Here is an 18,027-nt window from a genome sequence, read left to right as displayed (position 1 = left end):
GCGTCACGAACGGTTCTGGCTGACGAGGGCGTCCAGGCCGCCGGTGCGCTGCAGCTTGTGCCAGCCGAGCCGGATGCCGCCGGCCGCTGTGATGATCGACTGGATGAGGACCGCGTACATGAGCTGCCGGTAGACGATCTGCTGGACGGGCAGCGCCCACAGTACGCGCGCCTTTTCGCGGTCCAGGCGGAAGGCGTAGCAGGCGCCCGCCAGCTGGACGCCGAGGACGGCACACCAGGCGGCGATCGTCTTGACCGGGTCGAGGAACAGGATGCCGTAGACGAGCAGGACGTCCACGAGCGGCGCGAGCAGCGGCAGCGTCACCTGGAACAGGGCGAGATGCGCCAGGCCCCAGCGCCCGAACCGCCCGGACGAACCGCGTTCGAACACCGCGCGCCGATGCTTCCACATCGCCTGCATCGTCCCGTACGACCAGCGGTACCGCTGCCGCCACAGCTGGCCGATCGTGGAGGGCGCCTCGGTATAGGCGACCGCGGACGGCTCGCACACCACCCGCCATCCGGCGCGGATGATCTCGATGGTCAGGTCGGTGTCCTCGGCGAGGGTGGCGTCGCTGACCCCGCCGACCCTGCGCAGGGCCGACCGGCGGAACGCCCCGACCGCGCCCGGAACGGTCGGCATGCAGCGCAGCAGGTCGTACACGCGGCGGTCGATGTTCGTACCGATGACGTACTCGATGTGCTGCCACCGGCCGAGCATCGAGTTCCTGTTGGCGATCTTGGCGTTGCCGGCCACCGCGCCGACCCGCCGGTCGGCGAACGGCTGGACGAGCCGGCGCACGGTGTCGCGGGTGAACACGGTGTCGCCGTCCATCATCACGACCAGGTCGCAGCGGGCCGCGGCGATCCCGGCGTTGAGGGCGGAGGGCTTGCCGCCGTTCGGTTTCCGGATCACCCGCACGCCCGGCAGGGCGAGCGACTCGGCGACGTCGGCGGTGCCGTCCGTGGAGCCGTCGTCCACGACGATCACCTCGACCGGATGGGTGCCGCGGACCAGGGACCGGATCGTGTCGGCGATGCACTCCTTCTCGTTGTAGGCGGGGACGACCACGGACACGGGTTCGGTCACGGGCGGCCCCCAGGACCATCGCCCCGGGCGCCGGATGCGTGCGTGCCGGCGGGCCACCACCACCATGAGCAGCAGCCGCACGACCATCAGCGCCCCCACCATCAGCAGGATCAGGGCCAGGACGGAGACGACGGCGCCCGCGACCCCGACGATGCCGACCAGGAGGACGCCGCGCCAGTGCTGGCCGCGCGCGGCGGGCGGGTTCGCCTGCGACTCGCCGATGACCTCCGCGGTGGTCGCGAAGCGGTAGCCCTGCGCGCGCAGCCGCGGGATCAGCCGTTCCAGCGCGGCGACGGTGCGGGACCGGTCGCCGCCCGCGTCGTGCATCAGGATGACCTCGCCGCGGTGGCCGGCCGGGGTGGAGTTGGCGACGATCCGGCTCACCGGGGGACGCTGCCAGTCCTTGGAGTCCAGCGTGGTGAGGACCGTGGTGTAACCGTCGTCGCTGAGGCCCCGCAGCACCCTCCACTGGTTGTCGTCGACCGCGTCCGCCGTGGAGGAGTAGGGCGGCCGCGCGAGCGCGCTGGTCACGCCCGTCGCTCCGGCGAGCGCGAGCTGGCTCTGCGACAGCTCCATGCCGAACCGCCAGCCGGGCACCGTGGAGAGGTCGGAGTGCGTGAACGTGTGCAGTCCGATCTCGTGGCCCGACCTGTGCATGCGCTCGACGATGCCGGCGTGCTCGGTCACCTTGGAGCCGACGACGAAGAACGAGGCGTGCACCTTGTGCCGGTCGAGCACATCGAGGATCTTCGGCGTCCACTCCGGGTCGGGACCGTCGTCGAAGGTGAGGATGACCGTCCGGTCCGGTACGCGGAACTGCCATCGCTTCGCGCCGGCGCCGATGATGGGCCCGCCCGCCCGGACGTTCTGCGGGACCGTCGCCGAGTTGCCGGGCGGGGCCGCGTTCCCGTCCGCGCCGAATTCCGCGTTCACCAGGCCGTGGGCGAACAGCACGCAGGCGAAGGCCAGGGACGCCATGACCGTCAGCAGCCATCGTGGACGCAGGGGCGCGAGGACGGCCGCCTTCACCCCTGGGCTCCGGCCGCGGGCGCGGTCGGGTCGCTTCCGGCGACGGAGGGCGTGGCGGCCGCCGCCTGCGGTTCGGCCTCGACGGTGTCGCGCCGCTCGTCCACGCCGGCCGGGTCGCCGGTCTCCGGAGGACTCGCGGGCGGGCTCGGCGGGTCCGTCGGCGGCGTCGCCGGCGGAGTGCCGCCCGACCGGCTCGGCGGTGTGGCCGGCGAGCTGGTCGGGGCCTGCGGCCCGGTGCGCCGCCCATCGGGTGCCGACGGGGACGGCACGGCCCCGGAGGGCGTGCTCCCGGACGCCCGGGGCGCCGTCGGCGGAGCTCCGGGCGTCCGGGCGGGCCAGGAGGGCCGGGGCGGCGGAAGCGCCCCGGGGCCGTCGTCGGGCGGCGGCCGGTGCTTCGAGCTCGGCGTGACCTTGGTCTCGCCGCCCCCGACCATTTTCGGCAGCAGCGTCTGCGGGCTGACCGGTCCGCCCATCAGGCTGATGCCGATCATGATCGAGTAGCCCCCGCACACGGCCGCGGCCGCATAGCCGAGTCGGCGCAGGCGCCTGCGGCGGCGCCCCGTCACATCCACGAAGACCGGCGAAGCGGAACGGTCCCTCGAATCGATCATTTCTTGCTTGTCGGGCATTTTGCTACTCCCCAGGAAACAGTTCCCCCTGTGCGGAAACCTAGCAGCAGAACACCATTCGAATTGCCATTGGCGGCCGCATCCCCGGGTTTTCCACGTGTGCCTGGGACGCATTTGATCCACGGCCACTTCTGGACGGTCACTACCTGTATCCGCCGTCCTGGTCTGGGGATCTTCCCAGGTCAGCGTCCTATTGCGGTGACACTCCGGACATAGCCGAACTTGAGGACGTTCTTCGTTCAGAGTAATAAAGAGGGGATTTTCGAAGATCCATTAACGGCATTCCTCGTTCCGCCTCCTCCAGGTGCGGTGGCCGGAACGGGCCAAAGGTCCGCGAACATTTAGAAGCGGATTCCAATAAAGTGCCGCATCATCGTGGGCATCGGGTCGGTCCCCCCGGGCTCTCGAACCGCCCGCTGAGGAACTCGGGCCGCGGCCAGGGCCGGACCCGAAGCTGAAGAACGCTCAGAACCGGAAGGTCCTGACCACGGTTGGCACCCTGGTCGATACCTAAATCGACACCCTGTTGCATGACGCCTCGGCGTCTGGTTCTGCCTGGTGCGCGCGGACACATAGGCGGACGGGATGCGCGGTCTGGGGGCTCGCGTCCGCCGAGCCGCGGGCGGTGAGGGAACTGCGGGCGAGCGTCCGGGCTCTCTACCAGCCTTCGACCCGAAGTGCGATACCAGCACATTGACGCCCTGCTCGCAGATCAGGACGGCCGGCGGCAGGTGATCGAGTGGAAGCTGATCACCATTATGTGGTCGGACCCGATGCGGGTGGAGATCTCCATCCGGTAGGGCCGGACCGGGGCGAGAGTCGATGGAACCGGGGGAGTGATCTCCCGGTCTGATCATGACGGGGTCGCCGGTAGGCACGCTGCGGGATGCTGACCTCGCCAAGGATGAGTCTTGACCCCGAGGCTGTGGACGGGCAGTAGTTCTCGATGGAGAAACAAGAGAGTCCCGAGTACGACTTCTCGGATGAGAGCGCCGACACCGGTCCGGAGGACAGAGCGCCCGAGCTCAGGGCGCCGCAATTTGAGGCCGTGGTGGTGTTGCTGAGGCGGCACCTGCTGGCGAACCTTGCCTCACTGCTGGTGCCGACAGTACTGGTCAACGTTGCTCTGGTGATTCTGGTCGGAACGGTCTCCCTGCTGGTTCTAAACGACCGGTTCCTGATCATCGATGGCCGGCTTGAGACGTACGAGGCCACGAGAGGCCTTATGGTCGCGGCCTTCGTGGCGGCCTTGGTATTCGCAACGGCTCACCTGGCCTTGGTAGCGATGGCCGTGGCCGTGACGGCGGGTTCGCTGCTGGGCCGCCCCCTTCGTCCAGGGCGGGCGGCGAGTCTGGTGTTGCGGCGGTCCGGCTCCCTGCTGGTGCTCTTCACCGTGTTGGTGGCCATCGCAGCGCTGTCGCTCATGCTGGCCGGCTTTGTCGCCGCCAAGACGGGACATTCGTGGACCGGCCTGATCGTTCTGGGCCTGGTCATGGTGGTTCTGTGGAGGCTGCCGCTGACCGTCGCGACCGTGGTCCTTGAAGGGACGGGGCCGTTCAAGGCGTTCCCCCGGACCCTGGAGATCGTCGAGGGCAGGCGAGGGCGCATGTTCGTGCGCTTGATGGCGGTCGTGGTCGCCCTGCCACTGCTTCCCGGAGCCTGTGCGTCGTGGCTCGTTGCACGGGTCAGTGGAGACGAGCTCAACTTGGTCCAGATCACCGTGACCATCACCTGTGGTGCCGTGGGCGCAATCCTGCAGGGGACGGCTCTGACGGTGGTCGCCCTGGACCAGTGGTGGCCGGACGAACCTTCCTCTGCTGCTTTCAAGGGTGGGGGATCGCGCGTCGTCCCGTCCGCGATACCTCTCAGACTGGTCACCTCACAGTTCCCCGAGGGCGCCTCGATACCGTGGCGGCGCCGTGCGCGCACACTGCTCCTGGCGGCGCTGACACTTCCGGCGCTGGTCGCACCCGGATTTCTCTCTGAGAAGTATCCGCAGGTCAATCCGCAAGGGATTGCAGATCTTCAAGAGCAGCCCGTTCGCTCCGATGCCGTTTCCCACCAGATCCTGCCCGGTCCCTTGCTGGGAGGCGGTGGCGCGCTGATGTGGCCGACGTCCGGCGGCCGAGCTCGGCTCTGTGCTGATCTGGACTGCACGCGGAGCACGTCCGTGTCCACATTCCCCGGCGATGTCGGTGTTGTTCCGACGTATGCGGTCCTACCGGACGGGAGCTGGGTCTTCGTCCAGCGGTGGGATAAGGGGAGCAGGGGAGATCAGCTCAAGCTCAGGCGGTGCACGGCCCAGGGATGCATCGATCCGGATGAGGCTCCGGTCCTGTTGAGCGGAGACTTCGAAGCCGTGACCGTCGGTATCACCTCCTCTCAGCAGGGTGCGCTGGTCGCGGCTTTCGACAAAACGGAGCGGCGGGATCGGCAAGGGACGTTGCATCTGCTGCGCTGTGCCGACCTCGCCTGTGCCGAGTCCCGGACTCTGACGGAGGTCGCGGTCCCGGAACATGATTACCCCGACCACGAACAGGTCGTGGTCGCCGTCGGCGCGGGAGGCCGTCCGGTCGTCGCCTACCAGGACTACTGGTCGGGCGCCGTCACCCTTCTTAGCTGTAGTGACCCCGACTGCCGGAACACGGTCGTGCGACACCCGGTCGCCCCGAGTTCGCCACGATGGCGTCAAGGAGAGACATCGCGGCCGAACCGCTTCTATTGGATGGGCGGCGTCGAGATGGCGGTCCCGCAGGACGGCCGACCGGTCTTCGTCTACCGGGACGCGAAAACCGGAAGCGCGCGTTTCGCGCGTTGCCGTACTCCCGACTGCGCCACGGTCGACGTCCGCACGCTCACCGGCCGGCTCCCCTCCGACGCGCCGGATCTGGTTCTGGGACCGGACGGGCTGCCGTTGATCGCCACCTTCGATACGTCCCGCAGGAGGGCCGTCCTGATCGCCTGCAAAGTGGCCGACTGTTCTGCTCGGGATACCGTCGACCTCGGTGCGTTCTCGGCCGGTTTCCTACCAGGCACCCTTGATGTGACCGTGGGGCGGGACGGCCGCCCGCGGGTGCTCTGGCACGGCAGGCCAGCTGACGGGAAGCGGGCCGATTTCCGTACTTTCCTACTGACATGCCGCGAGGCTCGCTGCGGCGCGTAGTGCCCGAGCCCTGCTCACCACGAGAACGAGCGCAAAAGGACACGGGGCATGTGTCGATGTGTGCCACCCGTCGGTTCCAAGACCACCGGCCCGAACAACTCCGGCGAGGATTGCAGACGGGGCCATGTCGGTCACGCAGTCTCCGCCCAGCGTGTGCGCCACCGCCAGATCCGCCGCGACCTTCCTAGAGATCGTGCAATGCCCGCGACACACGCCACCGCGAAAGCCCTGCTCAAGGCCCACCACCTGCCGCGCCTCGATCAGCAGCAAGCCACACGCCGGGAGGCAAACCCCGTTGACGTCCTCAGACTTCACGATCTCGGCTTTGTGGTGGGTAGTCAGCTCCTCAATCTGCCCGAGTCGCTTACCAGCAGCGATGGTAGATGCCCGTTCGTGGACGGGACCCAGGGCCGAAAGTCCTTCGCATCAGCGACCCACGCCTCTGAAAGACACGTTCCCTGGCGGCAAGGCTCGGAGGCGAGGAGGTGACGATGATGGTCGTACGAGATGTCCTGGTCGGGTTCGACGCTCCACCGGCCGCTGAACGTGCGCTGTGCTGGGCGGCGGCCGAGGCCTCTCTGCGCGGCGTGCCTCTGAGGGTCTGCCACGCCTGGAGCTGGCACTATCCGGCGCGCCCAGAGGATGAGGACGCTCTGAAGAGCGTCCGGACCATGGGTGCTGCGACGCTGCAGGAAGGTGTCCGGATAGCGCGGGAGACGGTCCCCGGCCTGGACGTGCGGCCCCTGTTGGTCAAGGGCAGTCCGTCTGGAGCGCTTCTTGAAGCATCGGTGGACGCCTCGCTGGTCGTGATCGGCGCGCGGGGGGCCGGCGGCTTCGGCAGCCTCCCGCTCGGATCCACTGCCGTGCATGTCCCGGCGCATGCCGACCGTCCCGTGGTCGTCATTCCCGCTGCTGGGCGCGCGGAAGGCCCGCGGCGGATCGTCGTGGGCGTCGATGGTTCCCCGGCCAGTGTGGCGGCACTGCGGTTCGCCTTGAAGGAGGCGCGGTTGCGGGACGCCTCGGTGACGCTGGTGTGCGCGTGGTGGGATCCTTCCGCGCTGCCCGGACCTGAGCGGCTGCCGTTCACCGACCCCCAGGTGGTCAAGAAGCAGGCGAAGGAACGCTTTGCCGCCGCGGTCGCACCGTCCCTGGCCCATTTTCCCGATGTGGCCGTGGAGCAGAGGTTCGTTCTGGAACGGGCCCAGCGTGTCCTCGCCGACAACGCCCGGGACGCGATCCTCCTCGTGGTCGGCGACCGCGGGATCGGATCGTCCCCCCGAACCCTGCTCGGAGCAGTCACCCGGGCCGTGCTGCACGGGGCACCGTGCCCGGTCGCGGTCGTCCCTGAACACGACCCGGATGTGAAGGAGTCGTCATGACGCGAGTGCTGGTGGCGTACGCCTCCGAACGCGGAGGAACCGCCGAGATCGCCGACTGGATCGGCGGTGCCCTGCGCCAAGCGGGTGTGGAGGCTGATGTACGTGCGGCCGGGGAGATCACGAGCCTGGACGGGTACGACGCCGTCGTCGTCGGCGGCGCCCTGTACGCGGGGCGCTGGCACCGCGAGGCGCGGCGCTTCGTCCGGCACCACGCCGATGCGCTGGCGGACCGGCCGGTGTGGCTGTTCAGCAGCGGCCCGCTGGACCATACCGCCGAAGAACGGGAGATCCCTCCCGCGCCTGGAGTCGCCAAGTTCGCCCGTCGGCTGGACGCCCGCGGCCACACCACCTTCGGTGGACGCCTGACGTCCGATGCCACGGGCTTCCTGGCCTCGAAGATCGCTAAGCGGACCAGCGGCGACTACCGGGACCGCGACCGCGTCGATGCGTGGGCTGCGGACATAGCCCGCGAGCTGCGGGGAGCAGCCGTATGAATGAGATCGTGGTCGGTTACGACGGTTCGGAGCCCGGCCGTCGCGCGATCGACTGGGCCGCCGACGAGGCCGCCCGCCGGGGCGCGTCGCTGCACGTGGTGTACGTCGTCACGCCGTGGCTGTTCGACGTCCCCACGGACCCGGGCGCCGCACGGGTCCGGGAACAGTTGCTGGACGGTGGCCGGGACATCGTCGAGCTGGGCGTGTCCCGCGCTCGGGAGCGTGTACCTGGACTCAGGTGACGGGTGAGCAGACCGGCGGACAGCCCGCCAAGGTCTTGGTCGAGCGGGCCCGGGACGCCCGCATGGTGGTGACCGGCTCGCGCGGGGCCGGCGGGCTCACCGGGCTGGTGCTGGGGTCGGTGGCGATGCAGGTCGCCTCCCACTCCCATTGCCCGGCCGTGGTCGTCCGCGCCTCCAAGCCTTCCGTGCACCGGGAGGTCGTGGTGGGTGTGGACGGTTCCCCGGGCTCGTCCGACGCGGTCGCTTTCGCCTTCGAGGAGGCGTCGCTGCGCGGGGTGCGGCTGCGTGCCCTGCTGGCTTGGTCGTCGCCGGTCTCCACCGGGCCGGGGGACATGCGACCACTCGTCTACGACCGTGACGTCGTCGCGGTGGAGGAGGAGCGCGTCCTCGGCGAGGCGCTCGCGGGATGGCGGGCCAAGTATCCCGATGTCGTCGTGATGCCGGAGGCCGTCCACGGCAGGGCAGTAAAGATTTTGGCCGAGGCCTCGGTACACGCCGACCTGCTGGTCCTCGGTTCCCGAGGGCGCGGCGGCTTCACCGGGCTCCTCCTGGGCTCGGTCAGCCAGGCAATGCTGCTCCGCGCACACTGCCCGGTCACCGTCATCCGCGCACACCCCTAACAAGATCCGTTGGGAGGCCGATCTCAGAGCCAGCGTGTGTCCAACGCACGCCTCTTCTTTCGACTGGCACTGTCCAACATGGCCTGGCACGCCCACGCGCCCGAGACCGCCTGGAACTCTGAGTGGAGGACGACGGCAGCCGGATCCCGAGGACGAGCTCGCAGCGGCTCCGCAACGTGGGGAGCGGGCCGACGGACCGGGCAGTTCGTGCGCGATCGAGTCGCGTCACGAAGGCGGGACCCCGACAAGTTCGAACGATGCACCAACCGGCTCAAGCTGTGGCGCCGCCTGCCACGCGAGCTGACATGCTCGCTCCCGCCTATCAAGCCGGCGCTCTGCTTTGTGGCCATCCTTCTCTGGGCCCGGCGTTCGCTCGCTGGTCGGCGGTCACCGCAGTGCGGTGTTGCGGGATCCGGGTCGTGCGACGGAAGAGGCGCCACTCGCTCGGTGACCGCTCCTCGAAATTGGAGTGCCGTGAGGGAGAGGCGTATCTAGCGTGATGGCGTGGACCCAGCCGACTTCTACACAGGCATTGTCGCGGAGATCTACGGGCCGCTGAAATCCTTCTCGCAAGGTGCCGAACCCTATGCGGCCTTCATCCAGGAAGCCGGCACGCCGGCGCTAGAGCTGGGTTGCGGGGATGGCGATCCATTGCTTGAGCTGCGCCGACGCGGCTTTGAGGTCGAAGGCGTCGATTCCTCTGCTGACATGCTGGAACGCCTCCGTCACCGGGCGCGTGAGCACGGGATCAGCGTCACCGTCTTCCACCAGCGCATGGAGGCGCTGAATCTGCCACGTCGCTACCGGGCGATCTTCCTGGCGGGACCGACCTTCACCCTGCTACCTGACGACAACGCCGCGTTGGCGTGCTTGCACAGCATCCGGGCTCACCTGGCCGAGGACGGTGCCGCCCTGGTGCCCCTGTTCATCCCCTCTCCGACGCCGACCGAGCAGATCGGTCAGGTACGCGCGGCGACCGCACCTGACGGCGCCGAGCTTCGGGTGGCCGTCGTGGGTGAGGAACGGGACGAGGCGGCGCGGACGCAGACGACGTTGCTGCGCTATGAACGCCGTCACGGCGGGGACGACGTCGTCGACGAACGTCCGTGGAAGCTGCACTGGTATACGCGTGCCGCGTTCCAGACCATGGTCACAGCCGCCGACCTGACCGTGACCGCCGTCACCGACCCTCACGGCAATCCGGCCACTGCTGACGCCACCGACGTGCACTTTCATCTCAGGGTGAGGCGGAGCGTAGCGCCGTACGCAGGCGAGCCGGTGGCTCACAGCGAGACTGGTCGACCTCGATCTGACCGCCTCCGGCCGTCTGGCCGCAGGCACCATCCGGCAGGCCCTGGCCGAACTGGAGGAGCAGGCCCTGGGCGGTCTGCCCCCGGAATCGATCGCGGGCTTCCATACCGTCCTGCGCGCCTTGGCGGAGGTGTCCCCATGACCCCGACCAGCTCCGCAACACCCGAGCCCGCATAGCTCTTCGACGAGTTGATGGCCGAGGTGGTCGCCGCCACCGAGCGCTTCGGTCACCGCGCTCACCTGCTACTGACCTGGTTGGCGGTCTGCCGGGCCGGCATGCCGGCAGCGATCGGCTTGGTCAGCGACGGCATCCAGCGCACCGCCCGCTATGCCGGAGTACCGCAGAAGTGCAACGCCACCGTCAGCCGGGCGTGGGTGGAATTCACCGGCATCCCGCACTGCTCGACAAGTGCCGACTCACCCGCTTCTACCGCCCAACGACACTGGCCAGCACGCAAGCTCGCACCGGCTGGGTCGAACCCGACCTGGCTCCCTTCCCCCTGGCAAGGCATCGATCAAGAGCAGTCCGAAACCGGCGATCGGACCAGCACATGACGGAGGCAGCAGGGGGACGAACCGCAAGTTCAGGCTGGACCCAGGGCCCTTGGCTCGTACCGTCCTGTCCGGCACCTCTCAGGTCCACTTGCGGAGTTGATCGAACTCGCACCGAACTGGGAGGACGCACGCGAATCGGTCCTGCATCGGCGACGCGGTGGCAACCGGAGCAAGACCGCTGGCGCCAGCTCCAGGTATCGGCCGGCAATTGACGATCGGGTTTCGACCGCTCCGCTATCTCCGCAGCGATCCGCGAGGTCTGGCCCTCTTCGCCGCCAGCGGCGCCATCCCTGGCGTCCTGGCCTGAGCTTTCACATCCTGTAGGACTCGTTCGTCTACGCCGACGCCTAGGGGTCCGTTTGCGGATCGGTGGCACCGAGACCCAGGTCTGCCGCTCCAGTTTCACCGCCCGGGACGACGTGCTATCGCCTCCGGCAAGCGGTAGCAGACGCCTTCAAGACCGCTGGCGCCGATCGCCGAGGGCGCCTGCCGTCCTTCTCGGTGATCTGGTCGGCCGGATGTGCGATCAGATCTGCGTGCGCCTGCCACTCCGGGGTTGGGGGAGTGATTCCGGCATGTGGAATCAGGAGCGTGAACAGGGGGCGAAATAGCCGGGGGAATTTACATTGGGCTGACCCAAGACCCCGGCTGGGCGGCGCGGACTGGGTCAGGTCGGCGCGCCCAACTCTGCCCGAAGGAAGCGAGGCGCTTTTATGCCCGCAAACGCCGATCATCCCACGTCAGGCGGACAGCCTTCCTCTCCCGATGAGATTCGTAAGGTGGTGTTGTCGTCGTTTCTCGGCAACACCATCGAGTTTTACGATTTCATCTTGTTCGCGTCAGCGGCGGCCCTCATCTTCGACCGATTGTTCTTCAGCAATCTGGACCATTCGGTCGCCATCATCGTCTCCTTCGCGGTCCTGGCGACCGGGTACGTCGCCCGGCCGCTCGGCGGGGTCGTGCTCGGGTACTTCGGGGACCGGCTGGGCCGGAAATCGGTGCTCCTCACGACCATGATCATGATGGGGGCGGCGAGCGGTCTGATCGGCCTGCTGCCCACCTACGAGCAGATCGGGGTCGCGGCGCCGTTGCTGCTGGTCCTCCTGCGCCTGGTGCAGGGGTTCGCGGTGGGCGGTGAATGGGGCGGCGCCGCCCTGCTGGCCGCCGAGCACGCTCCGCCCGAGCGGCGCGGCTGGATCACCGCACTGGGGCAGGCCGGACTGCCCGCCGGTGGACTGCTGTCCACGATCGCCATGGCGCTGGTGGCGCTGCTGCCCAGCCGGCATCTGTTCTCGTGGGGCTGGCGGATCCCGTTCCTGATCAGCTTCGCCCTGCTCGGCCTCGGGCTCTATGTGCGCATGCGGGTGGCCGAAAGCCCGCTGTTCGAGCAGTTGGTCGCCGAGCAGCGCAGCCGGCTGCGTCCCTTCCGTGACATCGCCCGCCGGCCGCTCACTCTGTTGCGGGGCGTGGTCGCCGGCATTCCACCGATCATGGTGTCGTCGCTGTTCGGTAGTTTCGCGGTCTCCTACGCGGTCGGGATCGGGTACAGCCGGTCCACGGTGCTCTGGGCGCTTGGCGTGGGCTGGGCCGGAGCGATCATCATGACCCCGGTCTACGGAAAGCTCTCCGACCGCGTCGGACGCAGGCCGGTGTACTTGGGCGGTGCCGTAGGTTTCGCGGTTCTGGCCTTCCCGCTCTTCTGGATGATCAACTCGGGTTCCACCGCGCTGCTGTTCCTCGCTCTGGTCGCGGTCTTCACCCTGATCTCCGTCGCGATGTCCTCGGCGCTGGCGGCGCTGCTGAGCGAGATGTTCCGTACCGAGTCCCGCTACACCGGCGTGTCGGTGTCGTACCAGGCGTCCGGCGTGGCCGCGGGGTTCGTGCCATTGATCGCGGGTGGCCTGCTGGCCGCGGCCGGGGGCGGGCGCAACATCGAGCTGGTGGCGGGCTTCGTGATCGTGGTCGCGCTGTCGGCGGCAGTGATCGTGGGCTCGGGCCGGGAGTCTCGGGGCACCGATCTGCGGACGCTCACCGTGTCCTCTCCGGAGCCCGCACCCAAGGTGAGCAAGTCTCCGGCTGACGTGTAGTGGCAGCTTCAGGGCGGGTCTCCGGTGCCGAACACTGGAGTCCCGCCCTGACTAGTCGAAACCGCCGTCCGGACCGGGCGAACTCGGCTAATCGCCCCATGAGCGGCTGTTCGCGCAAAGCCCACCTGACCTGGGCCGCGATTACTGGCTGACGCGCGGGCTCAAGCTGTGTGCGTCCGAGAGGCCTGACTGCCAGCCTCGGAGCGGCTGAGACACCTTGCGCATCGCATCGCCTTCCACCTTTGCGCCACGGAACCCGCCGCTCACCGGGAGGCCCGCGTACCCTCATGCTCAGACGACTCCTGCCGCTGGCTCTGGCGACGTTCGCCGTCGGCACCGACGGCTATGTCATCGCTGGCCTGCTGCCCGCCATCGCCGCTGACCTGAACGTCTCCACCCCCGGCCGCCGGGCGGCTCGTCACGGTCTTCGCCCTGGTGCCGGCGCTGTCAGCGCCGATCATGGGCGCCCTTACCAGCGGTCTCGATCGGCGCTCGGCGCTGCTGACCGCGTTGACTGTCCTCATCATCGGCAGCGCCGTCACCGTGCTGGCGACCGGCCACGCCGTCGTGCTGGCGGCCCGCGTTGTCGCCGCGACCGCCCTGGGCCTGCTGCCCGGCACTCTGATCGGACGCGCCGACTGGCACATCACTCTCTGGGGCGTCGCCGGGACCGGGCTGATCGCGACCCGGGTATCACCGACCGTCTGCCCCAGGGGCCCTGCCCGTCGATTCGCTGCCCGACCGCCTGTGCCACATCAAGCAGGCCCGCGTGCTCGCGCCGGCGGCGGTCACCGACTTGGTCTTCCTGGGGGTCTACACCCGGCGTGGGTGGGTGGTACGACCGTATGGCCACCTGCGGCGGCCAGTGGTCCTTGACCATGCGGATGCGTTCCTTGAGTAAGGGGCGCCGCGTCCGCAACCTCTGTAGTCACGACAGCCAGGCTGCGGTGTGTTCAGGGGGTGGTGCTCAGGGCTTCGTGGGAGTAGCCGGCGGCGTGGCGGTAGTGCTGGAGCATCGCCTCGAGTTCCTCGATGCTGATCACGTCTTCGATGCGGGCGAACGGCTGGTCGCCGGTGCGTTCGTAGACCTCGCGCAGGATGGCGTCGGGGGGATTGGTGCGGTTGAGGCGGACGACCTGTGCGGTGGCCGTGCGTCGTCGCTGCTCGTACTCTCGTAGCGCGGAAACGGGATCGGCGTGGTCGCTCAGCGCGTCGGTCAGCGCCCGGGTGTCCAGGATGGCTTGCCCGCCGCCGTTGGAGCCGCGGGGGACCATGGGGTGAGCGGCGTCGCCGAGCAGGGTCACGCGCCCGAAGCTCCAACGGTCCAGGGGGTCCTGGTCCACCATCGGGTATTCGAGAATCTGTTCCGCGGAGCGGATGAGTTCGGGGACGTCCAGCCAGTCGAATCGCCACTCGGCGAAGGGGGCGATGACGTCCTCGATGCGGCCGTCGCGGTTCCAGTCCCGGTCGCCGCGCTGCGGGGTCTTCAGCTCCGCCACCCAGTTGATCAGCTGGCGTCCCTGGCCGTCGATGTCGTCCCGGATCGGGTAGACGACCATCTTGCCGGTGGCCAGCCAGCCGGCGCGGATCATGCTGGCGCCGGTGAGGATGGGCGTGTAGCGGGTCGCGCCGCGCCACATGGTGTAGCCCGAGTACAGCAGGCCTTCCTCGCCGGGGTGGAGTTGGCGGCGGACGGCCGAGTGGACACCGTCGCAGCCGACCAGTACGTCCGCTCGTATCTCCAGCTCGCTCCCGGAGTGCTCGACCACAGCGGTGACGCCGTCCGGGTCTTGGGTGAAGCGGCGGAAGGTGTGGTCGAGCGAGATCGCGTCCTCACCGAGCCGCTGCCGCACCGCGTCCACGAGGATCATTTGCAGGTCCCCGCGGTGGATCGAGTACTGGGGCCAGGTGTAGCCGGCCGCGGCGCCCAGGGGTTCGGCGTAGATGAACTGGCCGAAGCGGTTGTAGAACACCGATTCCCGCGGCCGGACGGCCGTCCGCGCCAGGTCGTCGGCCAGTCCGAGCCGGTGGAGCTCCCGGGAGGCATGCGGGAGGATGTTGATCCCCACGCCGAGCGGACGCAGCCGCGTGGCGGTCTCCAGCAGGCGCGCCGGAACGCCGGCCGCGTGCAGTTGCAGGGCGAGGGTGAGCCCACCGATCCCGGCGCCCACGATGAGCACCTGGGCAGGTTTGTTGGTCACGCGGTCATCCGTCCTCAGGCAGGAGTGATCGTTACGGGAAGGGTGTCCCAGCCGCGCAGGAAGTTGTTGAGCATGGGCCGTGGGGTGTCGGCGAACTCGACGGACTTCACGCGGCGGGCGAAGGTGGACAGCAGCACGTCGGCCTCCATGCGGGCTATCGGTGCTCCCACGCACTGATGGATGCCGCGGCCCAGTGAGACGTGGCCGCCGGCGTCCCGGGTGATGTCGAAGCGGTCGACGGTCGGGCCCCAGTGGTCGGGGTCCCGGTTGGCGGCGCCCAGCACGAGCATGATCTTCTGGCCTTCGCGCACCGGGACGCCTTCGATGTCGGTGTCGGCCGCCGGGGTGCGGAAGATCTGCCGGACCGTGGAGGTGTGCCGGAACGCCTCGTCATAGGCGAACTTGCCGCGTGTGGGGAGTTCGCGCAGGAGGGCCCACTGGTCCTGGTGCTCAACCAGGAGGTGGAGTGTGTTGGCGAGGCTGTGGATGGTGGTGTCGATGCCCGCGCCGATCAGCGATCGCACGAGGTTCGGGGCCTGCTGGTCGGTGAGCTCCCCGCGGTCGACGGCCTCCCAGATCATGGCGCCGAAGCTGCCCTCGTGGACGTTCTCGCGCATGCAGGATTCGCGCACCCAGGCGATCGCGGTCTGCACGTCGCCCATCTCGGCGAGGGCCTGCTTGGCGCGCGGGGTCAGCGGGCCCATGTTCTCGAAGAGGAACTTGCTGTAGCGCAGCAGGTTCTCCCGGCCCTCTTCGCGCACCCCCATGATCGCGTCGGGGATGACCTTCAGCGGGTAGGCCTCGGCGAAGTCCGTCTGGGCGTCGAAGGTCTTCTTCTGGAGGAGACGGTCGACGAGTTCGTCGGCGGCGACCTGGAACTGCTGTCGCATCCTGCGTAGGTTCCGCGGGGAGATCACCGAGGTCATGACGGCCTTGATGGCCGTATGGCCGGGTGGGTCGTTCTCCTGGAGCAGGCCGGGCTCGCGGAAGTTCTCGTCGTGCTTGAGGTCCAGGATCCCGCCGCCCCGGCTGTTGAGGAACATGCCCGGGTCGTCGAAGATCGCCCGCACGGTCGCATAGCGCCCGACCGCCACCAGGTCGAATCCTTCGCTCTGCTGTACCCGCACCACCGGGGCGGCCTCGCGGACCGCGCGGTGGTAGTCGCCGGGATCGCGCAGCACTTCGTCGGAGAACGGATCGAGATCCAGTTCAGGCAGGGTGGCGGTCATGGCAGTGGTCCCTTCGCGGATGCCTGGCTTGCCTAGATGTCGAGTACCAGGCGGGGGCAGCGGGCGCGGGACACGCAGATCATCATGACCTCGCCCTCGTCGCGCTCCTCCTCGCTCAGTACGGAGTCGCGGTGGTCGATCTCCCCGGAGAGGACGTAGGTCTCGCAGGTGCCGCAGGTGCCTTCCTGGCAGGAGGACAGGACCTGAACCCCGGCTTCGCGCACCACGTCGATGATCGGACGGTCGGCCGGGATGGTCAGGACCTTGCCCGAGGCGGCCAGCTCCACTTCGAACTCGGTGTTGCCGGCGGCTTCCTGCTCGATCGGAGTGAAGCGTTCGAAATGGACGCTGCCTTTCGGCCACCCGGCGCGGAGCCGTTCGATGGCGTCCAGCATTCCCGACGGTCCACACGCGTACAGCAGTTCGCCGGGTTGAGGACTGCTCATCAGCGCCTCCAGGCCCGGCATTCCCTGCTCGGCGTCGATGTGTAGTTGCACTCGGGCCCCGTACCTGGCGGTCAGCTCGTCCACTTGGGCCAGACCTTCTCGTGTGCGCCCGCAGTAGGCCAGCGACCAGTCCGCACCGGACGTTTCGACGGTCCGCAGCATCGGCAGGATCGGGGTAATGCCGATCCCTCCGGCGATGAAGCGGTAGCGCGGTGCCTGTTCCAAGGCGAAATGGTTGCGTGGTCCACGCGCCACGAGCTGTTGACCTGCTCGCAGTTCGTCGTGCACATGGGCCGAGCCGCCCCGCCCGTGCCGCTCTCGCAGCACCATGATCGTCCACTCGGTCTCGTCCGCCTCGCCGCACAGGCTGTACTGACGCACGAGCCCGTTCGGGAGCAGCAGATCGATGTGGGCCCCTGGATTCCAGGGAGGGAGCGCGCCGCCGGCGGGGGCAAGGCGCAGCTGCACGACGCCGGCCGCGACCTGCCTGCGGTCGGCGACCACGACCGGGATCTCGGCCTCCGTGGTCAACGCTGTCTTGGGCCTGGTGTCCGCCACCGTCATGAATGCTCCGTTGAGGTCGACGTTGCGACAAAAGGCTAGGTACGCGGCCCGCGGATGCTCCCGGTCGAGCGGGCGATTCCGTGGTGCGGAATCAGCAGGCCGGTGGCCTGCGGATTCTTCTCCACGGAATCCGTTCGTGGCACCATGCGAGGCATGAGCGCCGAAGCGAATGGTGGGCTGACCTCGGTGGATCGTGCCCTGCAGATCCTTGAGCTCCTGGGCGACCGGCCCGCCGTGCGGGTCATGGACGTCGCCGATCATCTCGGTGTGGCACGTTCCACGGCACACCGCCTGCTGCAGGCCCTGATGTACCGGGGGTTCGTGGCCCAGGACGCCGACAAGCTCTACCACCGCGGCCAGGTCTTCGGCTCGGCGAACCTGCGGCCCGGGTCGACCCCCGCCCTGCGGGCCGTGGTCCGCCCCCATCTGGAGCGGCTTTCCGCCGCAGTGGCGGAGACCTGCCATCTCGCGGTGCTGGAAGGTAACGGGGCGCGCTTCATCGACGGCGTGGAGAGCCCCCAGATCCTGCGGGTGGGAATGCGCATCGGGATGTTGCTGCCCGCACACGTCACCGCGGTGGGCAAGGCGCTGCTTGCGGAGTTGTCCGACGCGGAGTTCTTCGCTCTGTATCCGCGGGGGCTGCCAGGAAATCCGGCTGAAGTGGCGAAAAGAGTGACCCTGCGCCAGGAACTGACCGCTGCCCGCAAGCGCGGTTACGCCACCAACGTCGACGAAAGCGCCAAGGGAGTGACGGCGGTCGGGGTGGCGTTCAAGAATCCCGGCGGCCTGGCGATCGCCTCCATCGCGGTGGCCTGCCCGTCCGCACGCTGTCCCCGATCCGGAGTGGAGCAGCTCGCGGAGCAGGTGACGGAGACGGCCGAGGCCATCGAGCAGTCGCTCGGCGAGGTCGAACCCGCCGATTCCGCTCCGCGGAACTTGGGCGTCGGCGGCTGACAGGCCCGTTGGTGGTCCTCCTAGGCTCACGAGGG

14 protein-coding genes and 1 pseudogene are annotated in these 18,027 nt (G+C 68.7%); 10 read left to right on the top strand and 5 right to left on the bottom strand.

Annotation, left to right across the window (positions count from 1 at the left end; genetic code table 11):
• Positions 1–3: 3 nt before the first annotated feature.
• Positions 4–2,118: a bifunctional polysaccharide deacetylase/glycosyltransferase family 2 protein gene (locus tag K8Z49_RS08690; RefSeq protein ID WP_412518019.1), complete on the bottom strand. Its 2,115-nt coding sequence runs from the start codon at positions 2,116–2,118 to the stop codon at positions 4–6.
• On the bottom strand, positions 2,115–2,747 hold the full coding sequence (locus K8Z49_RS08685) for a hypothetical protein (RefSeq protein WP_412518017.1): 633 nt from the start codon (positions 2,745–2,747) through the stop codon (positions 2,115–2,117). Before K8Z49_RS08685 ends, K8Z49_RS08690 begins: the two co-directional genes overlap by 4 nt.
• A gap of 946 nt (positions 2,748–3,693) precedes the next feature.
• Here K8Z49_RS08685 and K8Z49_RS08680 point away from each other — a divergent pair.
• From K8Z49_RS08680 to K8Z49_RS08640, 9 genes and pseudogenes are all read left to right on the top strand, one after another.
• A complete protein-coding gene (locus K8Z49_RS08680) occupies positions 3,694–5,910 on the top strand; it encodes a hypothetical protein (RefSeq protein ID WP_412518015.1) in 2,217 nt (738 codons plus the stop codon).
• A 491-nt stretch (positions 5,911–6,401) separates the two neighbouring features.
• On the top strand, positions 6,402–7,289 hold the full coding sequence (locus K8Z49_RS08675) for a universal stress protein (RefSeq protein ID WP_412518013.1): 888 nt from the start codon (positions 6,402–6,404) through the stop codon (positions 7,287–7,289).
• Complete coding sequence (locus K8Z49_RS08670) at positions 7,286–7,783, top strand: flavodoxin domain-containing protein (protein ID WP_021593762.1); 498 nt, start codon at positions 7,286–7,288, stop codon at positions 7,781–7,783. Before K8Z49_RS08675 ends, K8Z49_RS08670 begins: the two co-directional genes overlap by 4 nt.
• Positions 7,780–8,025, top strand: a complete 246-nt coding sequence (locus K8Z49_RS08665) for a universal stress protein (RefSeq protein WP_412518010.1) — start codon at positions 7,780–7,782, stop codon at positions 8,023–8,025. The genes K8Z49_RS08670 and K8Z49_RS08665 overlap by 4 nt, the downstream gene beginning before the upstream one ends.
• Complete coding sequence (locus K8Z49_RS08660) at positions 8,022–8,645, top strand: universal stress protein (protein ID WP_412518008.1); 624 nt, start codon at positions 8,022–8,024, stop codon at positions 8,643–8,645. Before K8Z49_RS08665 ends, K8Z49_RS08660 begins: the two co-directional genes overlap by 4 nt.
• Before the next feature lie 504 nt (positions 8,646–9,149).
• A complete protein-coding gene (locus tag K8Z49_RS08655) occupies positions 9,150–10,133 on the top strand; it encodes a class I SAM-dependent methyltransferase (protein ID WP_412518006.1) in 984 nt (327 codons plus the stop codon).
• Between the two features lie 15 nt (positions 10,134–10,148).
• Positions 10,149–10,511: a hypothetical protein gene (locus tag K8Z49_RS08650; protein WP_412518004.1), complete on the top strand. Its 363-nt coding sequence runs from the start codon at positions 10,149–10,151 to the stop codon at positions 10,509–10,511.
• Between the two features lie 713 nt (positions 10,512–11,224).
• Positions 11,225–12,598, top strand: coding sequence for an MFS transporter (locus tag K8Z49_RS08645; RefSeq protein ID WP_024934882.1), 1,374 nt, complete (start codon positions 11,225–11,227; stop codon positions 12,596–12,598).
• A gap of 420 nt (positions 12,599–13,018) precedes the next feature.
• Positions 13,019–13,474: pseudogene (locus K8Z49_RS08640) on the top strand (hypothetical protein); the annotation flags it as partial.
• Between the two features lie 77 nt (positions 13,475–13,551).
• Here K8Z49_RS08640 and K8Z49_RS08635 read toward each other — a convergent pair.
• The 3 genes from K8Z49_RS08635 to K8Z49_RS08625 are packed head-to-tail and all read right to left on the bottom strand — an operon-like array spanning position 13,552 to position 17,038.
• Positions 13,552–14,799, bottom strand: coding sequence for a flavin-dependent oxidoreductase (locus K8Z49_RS08635; RefSeq protein ID WP_412518002.1), 1,248 nt, complete (start codon positions 14,797–14,799; stop codon positions 13,552–13,554).
• Between the two features lie 14 nt (positions 14,800–14,813).
• Positions 14,814–16,028, bottom strand: coding sequence for a cytochrome P450 (locus K8Z49_RS08630; protein WP_111831686.1), 1,215 nt, complete (start codon positions 16,026–16,028; stop codon positions 14,814–14,816).
• Positions 16,029–16,060: 32 nt separating this feature from the next.
• Complete coding sequence (locus K8Z49_RS08625) at positions 16,061–17,038, bottom strand: PDR/VanB family oxidoreductase (protein ID WP_412517999.1); 978 nt, start codon at positions 17,036–17,038, stop codon at positions 16,061–16,063.
• A gap of 153 nt (positions 17,039–17,191) precedes the next feature.
• Between K8Z49_RS08625 and K8Z49_RS08620 the strand changes: the two genes are divergently transcribed.
• The gene (locus K8Z49_RS08620) at positions 17,192–17,992 is read left to right on the top strand and encodes an IclR family transcriptional regulator (RefSeq protein ID WP_220126703.1); all 801 of its coding nucleotides are present in this window, start codon (positions 17,192–17,194) and stop codon (positions 17,990–17,992) included.
• Positions 17,993–18,027 lie beyond the last annotated feature (35 nt).

The sequence above is a fragment of the Actinomadura madurae genome, assembly GCF_047130825.1.
Classification (GTDB): domain Bacteria; phylum Actinomycetota; class Actinomycetes; order Streptosporangiales; family Streptosporangiaceae; genus Spirillospora; species Spirillospora madurae.
This window is presented reverse-complemented; position numbering and strand designations above follow the sequence as displayed.

Coding starts and splice junctions, on each gene's coding strand:
- K8Z49_RS08645 (WP_024934882.1), top strand. CDS start 11,225: ATGCCCGCAAACGCCGATCATCCCACGTCAGGCGGACAGCCTTCCTCT.
- K8Z49_RS08620 (WP_220126703.1), top strand. CDS start 17,192: ATGAGCGCCGAAGCGAATGGTGGGCTGACCTCGGTGGATCGTGCCCTG.
- K8Z49_RS08685 (WP_412518017.1), bottom strand. CDS start 2,747: ATGCCCGACAAGCAAGAAATGATCGATTCGAGGGACCGTTCCGCTTCG.
- K8Z49_RS08670 (WP_021593762.1), top strand. CDS start 7,286: ATGACGCGAGTGCTGGTGGCGTACGCCTCCGAACGCGGAGGAACCGCC.
- K8Z49_RS08650 (WP_412518004.1), top strand. CDS start 10,149: ATGGCCGAGGTGGTCGCCGCCACCGAGCGCTTCGGTCACCGCGCTCAC.
- K8Z49_RS08665 (WP_412518010.1), top strand. CDS start 7,780: ATGAATGAGATCGTGGTCGGTTACGACGGTTCGGAGCCCGGCCGTCGC.
- K8Z49_RS08630 (WP_111831686.1), bottom strand. CDS start 16,028: ATGACCGCCACCCTGCCTGAACTGGATCTCGATCCGTTCTCCGACGAA.
- K8Z49_RS08625 (WP_412517999.1), bottom strand. CDS start 17,038: ATGACGGTGGCGGACACCAGGCCCAAGACAGCGTTGACCACGGAGGCC.
- K8Z49_RS08680 (WP_412518015.1), top strand. CDS start 3,694: ATGGAGAAACAAGAGAGTCCCGAGTACGACTTCTCGGATGAGAGCGCC.
- K8Z49_RS08675 (WP_412518013.1), top strand. CDS start 6,402: ATGATGGTCGTACGAGATGTCCTGGTCGGGTTCGACGCTCCACCGGCC.